We start from the raw sequence: 5871 nt of genomic DNA, 5'->3' as shown, positions 1-5871 counted from the left end.
CGCGCCGCCGGTGGCGCCGCGGACGGCGCGCCGGGCGCCGGGGTGCCCGTCGGCGCCGGAGGGGAGCTGCTCGCACCGCAGTTGAAGGAGGCGGTCGCCCATCTCGGTCTCTCGGACGATGAGGACGGGGAGATGTACACGGCACAGGCGTGGCAACTGGCCGTCGACGTCGGGCTGTTGGACGTCGAGGAGGACAGTGAGGAGGACGGTGAGGAGGGCGCTGAGGGGACGGACGGCGCGGCGGCGGACGGCGGAGACGCTACGGAGGACGGGCCGGGCGGATCCGGCGGTACGGGGACGCTCCTGACCGAGGAGCCCGTGGGTATCGCGCGTCCCGCCGAGGAGCTGGCCCAACTCCGCGGCGCCGGAAGCCCGGAGGACGTGCTGGAGATCTGGCAGAGCGGCCTGGAGAGCGTGCTCGCCGACGCCGCGACGCCGAGCTTCGAGGACCTGGTCGGCGGCCTCGACGGCGTCACCGACGACGAGGGCCGGATCGACCCGGACTCCATCGACCTGGACTCCCTCGACTGGAACCCGGAGCAGGAAGCGGACTTCCTGGACGGCGCGTTGGGCAACCTCTACGTCCTCACCGCGACCGACCAGGCCGCCTCCGCCGGTGCGATGGTGCCGCTGCCGGTGCTCGCCGCGTCGATGATCGTCCCCGACGACATGGAGGAGCCGACGGACGCCGTGCTCGAAGAGGTCTCCGCGGCCATGATGAAGCTCGACGAGCAGTTCCGGATGCTCGCGCCCGTCGGACTCGTCGAATACCAGCCCGTGGACGAGGCGTTGACGGAGGAGGCCGACGAGGACGCGGAGCTGCCGGAGGGCCTCGGGGACGAGGACGTCGCCCGCTACGGCATGGTGCGGCTGACGCGGCTCGGCGTACACGGTGTCCGTACGCGCCTGCGCGAGGCGGGAGTCGAGGCCCCGGCCGTGGGCGATCTCGCACGTGCGGATGCACAGCGGCTGCTTGGCGCATTGCCCGCCTACACCGAGGCCAACGCGCAGGCGGAGATCGAGTCCTGGCTCGCCGAGCGTGCGCCTCTCGCGGCGGCCCGTGAACTGCTGGCGGCGGCCCGCGGCGCCGACATGGACGCTCCCGCCCGCCGGCTCTCCTGTCAGCAGGCGCTTGCGCTCACCGGCGGCGAGGCCGAACCGGCGCTGCGCGAGGTGCTGGAGGACCGCCAGCTCGGCGGGCTGGCGCGGGTGTGGCTCGCCGAGCACGGCGCGCAGAACGTGCCGCAGCCGGACGAGGAGATGGTCTTCTGGCTCACGGTCGACACGATCGCCGCGCAGCTCGCGACGGCCGGTGAGGCGCCCGAACTCCAGGGCCTCATCGAGGGGTTGGTCGACCAGTACACCGGCTTCTTCGACAAGGTGTGGAAGGTCGACCACCCGGCGACGGCGGACGTCCTGGAGGCGATGGGGCGCGTGCACCCGGACAAGCAGAGCGCCAAGGAGGCGCGCAAGGCGGCGTTCAAGGCGCGCAGCAGGCTGGGCTGACGTACGGGGCCGGGCCGCCCCGCGGATCAGATCGCGTCGAAGTCCCCGTGGCGGCCCGCGCCCGACGCGAAGCGGGCCGCTCCCTGCGCCGCCTCCCTCAACGGCGCCTGGCCGTACTGGAGTTCGCGTGCCATGGCCTCGTCCTCCGGAAGGCCCTGCTGTGCGTGTACGGAGGCGAGGTCGCCGCGCAGACAGGTCTGCGGGAAGCGGGCGAGCTGCGCGGCGAGTTCCTCCGCCGCGGCGCGCGCCTGCCCGTGCGGGACGAGCCGGTTGGCGAGCCCCATCTCTTGCGCCTCGGACGCCTGGACGGGACGGCCGGTGAGGATCATGTCGAGCGCCCGGCTCGTACCGATCAGCCGGGGGAGGCGCACGGTGCCGCCGTCGATGAGGGGCACACCCCAGCGGCGGCAGAAGACGCCGAAGACGGCGTCCTCCTCGGCGACGCGCAGATCGCACCAGAGGGCGAGTTCGAGTCCGCCGGCGACGGCGTGCCCGCTGACCGCCGCGATGACGGGCTTGGTCAGCCGCATCCTGGTGGGGCCCATCGGCCCGTCCCCGTCGGGGGCGACGCGGTTGGCCCGGTCGGTGCCGACGGCCTTGAGGTCCGCGCCGGCGCAGAACGTGCCGCCCTCGCCCCACAGCACCGCGGCGAGCGCGTCCGGGTCGTCCTCGAACTCGCGGAAGGCGTCGGCGAGTTGGACCGCCGTGGCGCCGTCGACGGCGTTGCGCGCGGCGGGCCGCGAGAGGACGACGGTGGTGACCGGCCCCTGCTTCTCGGTACGGACGGCTCGTACGGTCACGGGAGTTCGACCTCCGGTCGGGGGACGGCGGGGGAGACGGGAACGGCCGGACGGGGTGCCGGACGCCGTACGTCTGCCGCCCCGAGCCACGGGCGCCCGTGAGACTACCGGCGTACGGAGGGCGCGGTACGCGTCCGGGCCGTGGCGGAGGCGGACGCACGGAACGCCATGGGTTCCCCCCGGGGAGCCGCCCCGAGCCGTGACCATGTGGGGAAAAACCGTTGGAAAGCAGGCAGTTGGGGCTGGTAGCTTGCCGGCGACCGTGGCACCGCCGGGGGAGGTGAGACCCATGAACGCCGCATCGACGTGGGTGTTCCCTCTCTCCGTCACGGTCGGGCGAGCGACGTAGGTGTCGCCGGGAGCGCCTCGGCCACAAGGCACTCCCGGAAGGAAACACCTGTGCATGCACCGCAGTTCACCGCCGAGTCCTCCTCGGACGGTATGGCTCAGCGCGACTTCACCGTGGACGGCGTCCCCGGCGTGCTCTGGTCCCCGGCCTCCGGTGACGGGCGCGCGCCGCTGGTGCTGATGGGGCACGGCGGCGGTACGCACAAGAAGGCACCGGCCATGACGGGCCGAGCACACCGGCTCGTGACCGGCTGCGGCTTCCATGTCGTCTGCGTCGACGCACCCGGTCACGGCGACCGGCCGCGTACGGCGTACGACGAGCGGGAGACCGCCGCGCTGTACCGGGCGAGATCGGCGGGCGAACCGGAGGGGCCGGTCGTCGTCCGCTACAACGCGGACCTGGCGCAGCGCGCCGTGCCCGAGTGGCGGGCGACGCTGGACGCCCTCCAGCAGCTTCCGGAGATCGGCACCGGCGGACCGGTCGGCTACTTCGGCCTCAACCTGGGCACCGCGATCGGAGTTCCGCTCGTGGCGGCCGAACCAAGGATCACCGCCGCGGTGTTCGGCCAGCACTGGCCCGACGTCCTGGCCGAGGCGGCGCAACGGATCACCGTGCCGGTCGAGTTCGCCATGCAGTGGGACGACGAGCACATCCCGCGCGAGGCGGGGCTGGCGCTGTTCGACGCCTTCGCCTCGCAGGAGAAGACGCTGCACGCCAACGCGGGCAGACACAAGGAGCTGCCCAGGTTCGAGGCCGACAGCGCGGTCCGGTTCTTCGCCCGGCACCTGGGGCGCACGGTCAACTCGCCCGTCTGACACGGGCGGTCGCGCCGACCGGTCACCGGGCGGGGCCTCTCGGGGACGGCACCGGTCGCGCCGTCCCCGGAGTCGTCCCCGGAGCGGGGCCCCGTCCCGTCAGAGCCGCCGCGCCCCCGCCCCGTACGCCGTCGCCGCCCGCCTTACTGCTCCGGGCCGAACCACACCGTCGTCGCGTTGCAGAACTCGCGGATGCCGTGCCCGGCCAACTCCCGCCCGTAGCCCGAGCGTTTGACGCCGCCGAACGGCAGCCCCGGGTGCGAGGCCGTCATGCCGTTGAAGAAGATCCCGCCGGCCTCCAGATCGCGGGTGAGGCGTACCTGCTCCTCGGAGTCGCGGGTCCACGCGTTCGAACTCAGCCCGAACGACGTGTCGTTGGCCAGCTCGATCGCCTCGTCCAGACCGTCCACGCGGTAGACGGACGCGACCGGTCCGAACGCCTCCTCGCGGTGGATGCGCATCCCCTCGGTGACGCCGGTGAGCACCGTCGGCTCGTAGAACCAGCCGTCGGGGAGGTGCAGCGGACGCCCGCCGCCACACTGCGCGGTGGCGCCGCGGCGCGTGGCGTCGTCGACGAGCTCCTCCAGGTCCGAGCGGCCCTGTGCGCTGGAGAGCGGACCGATGTCGGTGTCCTCCTCCATGGGGTCGCCGACCTTGAGCGCGGACATGCGCTCCACGAACCGCGCCGTGAACTCGTCGTAGACGTCGGCGTGGACGATGAAGCGCTTCGCGGCGATGCAGGACTGGCCGTTGTTCTGCACACGGGCGGTGACGGCGGTGCGTACGGCCTTGTCCAGATCGGCGGAGGGCAGCACCAGGAAGGGGTCGCTGCCGCCGAGTTCGAGCACGGTCTTCTTGATCTCGTCGCCCGCGATGGAGGCGACCGAGCGGCCCGCGGGCTCGCTGCCGGTCAGCGTCGCGGCCACGACGCGCTCGTCGCGCAGCAGATCGGCGACGGCGCCAGAGCCGACCAGCAGCGTCTGGAAGGCGCCCTCGGGGAAGCCGGCGCGCAGGAACAGCTCCTCCAGATACAGCGCGGTCTGCGGCACGTTGGACGCGTGCTTGAGCAGCCCGGTGTTGCCCGCCATCAGGGCGGGCGCGGCGAAGCGCACGACCTGCCAGAGCGGGAAGTTCCACGGCATGACGGCGAGCACCGGGCCCAGCGGCCGGTAGCGCACGAACGCCCGTGTGGCGCCCGAGTCCTGTACGTCGGAGGGCGCCGGGTGCTCGTCGGCGAGCTGTGCCTCGGCGTGCTCGGCGTACCAGCGCATCGCCTTCACACACTTCGCCGCCTCGGCGCGCGCGGCGACCAGGGGCTTGCCCATCTCGGTCGTCATGGTGCGGGCGATGCTCTCCTGGTCCTCCTCCAGCAGGTCCGCCGCGCGCTGCATCAGCGCGGAGCGCTGCGCGAAGTCGGTGAGGCGGTGTTCGCGGAAGGCGCGCTGCGCCCGGAAGAGCCGCTCCTCGATCTCGCCGTCGTTGTGCGGTTCGAACGTCTTCAGGGTCTCGCCCGTGGCCGGATTCACCGTGGCGATGGCCATGTGAGCGCCTCCTTCGGCTGCTTCGGGTGCCTGCTGCTGCGGTACGGGTGCGCGCGGCGCGTACGGAAGCGGCCCGCGCACCCGCGCCGGACCGGTGCGCCCGTGCGGAATGCCGGGCCCGCGGGAGCGGCGCGTCCGCGCACCGATGTGTCCGTGCCCCCGCGGTACCCCGGATCCGCCCCGGTCACGCTCAGAGCGCGGCGGCCCCGGGCTTGACCATGCCGCGGACCGTACGGGAGTCGACGTACTCGCCCAGCGCCGTCATGTCCCACTCGCCGGAGAGCTGCCGTACGAGCTTGCACATCAGCACGCCGGTGCGCGGCTCGGCGTTGCTGAGGTCGAAGCGGACGAGCTCCTGGTCCGTGGCGGCGTCGACGAGACGGCAGTACGCCTTGGCCACCTCCGTGAACTTCTGCCCGGAGAAGGAGTTGACGGTGAAGACGAGTCCGGTGACCTCCGGCGGCAGATCGCCGAGGTGCACGGTGATCATCTCGTCGTCGCCGCCGCCCTCGCCGGTGAGGTTGTCGCCGGAGTGCTGGACGACTCCGTTGAGGATCATCAGCTTGCCGAAGTAGCAGGCGTCGAGCTTCTTGCGCTGGGCGTCGTAGGCGATGACGGAGGCGTCCAGGTCGATCTCCTTGGCGCGGCGGCCCGCGCGGAAGACCGGCTCCCAGCCCAGGCCCATGCGGACGCTGCTGAGCACCGGGCGGCCGCCCTTGGTGAGCGAGACCGTCTGGTTCTTCTGGAGGCTGACCTTGCCCTTGTCGAGGTTGATCTTGCCCGCGCCGGGGGCCGGCGGCGGAGGTGCCGCCGGGGCGGCGGGAGTTGTGGGAGCGGCGGGCGCCGCCTGCGGCGCGGGG

Annotated in this window: 5 protein-coding genes; 2 read left to right on the top strand and 3 right to left on the bottom strand. The window is 72.9% G+C overall.

The features are described from left to right. Positions 1–1506, top strand: a 1506-nt coding sequence (locus tag AN218_RS31470) for a hypothetical protein (RefSeq protein WP_070020431.1), incomplete at its 5' end; no start/stop codon positions are given. Positions 1507–1532: 26 nt separating this feature from the next. On the opposite strand, the gene AN218_RS31465 is transcribed toward AN218_RS31470, so the two are convergent. Then, a complete protein-coding gene (locus tag AN218_RS31465; RefSeq protein WP_070020430.1) occupies positions 1533–2306 on the bottom strand; it encodes a crotonase/enoyl-CoA hydratase family protein in 774 nt (257 codons plus the stop codon). Between the two features lie 399 nt (positions 2307–2705). Between AN218_RS31465 and AN218_RS31460 the strand changes: the two genes are divergently transcribed. Then, complete coding sequence (locus tag AN218_RS31460; RefSeq protein ID WP_070020429.1) at positions 2706–3470, top strand: alpha/beta fold hydrolase; 765 nt, start codon at positions 2706–2708, stop codon at positions 3468–3470. A 143-nt stretch (positions 3471–3613) separates the two neighbouring features. Here the strand turns inward: AN218_RS31460 and AN218_RS31455 are convergent, their stop codons facing one another. Both AN218_RS31455 and AN218_RS31450 read right to left on the bottom strand, forming a co-directional pair. Then, entirely contained in the window at positions 3614–5011 is a 1398-nt protein-coding gene (locus AN218_RS31455) for an NADP-dependent succinic semialdehyde dehydrogenase (RefSeq protein WP_070020428.1), read from the bottom strand. A 190-nt stretch (positions 5012–5201) separates the two neighbouring features. Continuing rightward, the coding region (locus AN218_RS31450) for a TerD family protein (protein WP_171908867.1) at positions 5202–5871 on the bottom strand (670 nt) is incomplete at its 5' end.

It is taken from the genome of Streptomyces nanshensis (assembly GCF_001751255.1).
Taxonomy (GTDB): domain Bacteria; phylum Actinomycetota; class Actinomycetes; order Streptomycetales; family Streptomycetaceae; genus Streptomyces; species Streptomyces nanshensis_A.
This window is presented reverse-complemented; position numbering and strand designations above follow the sequence as displayed.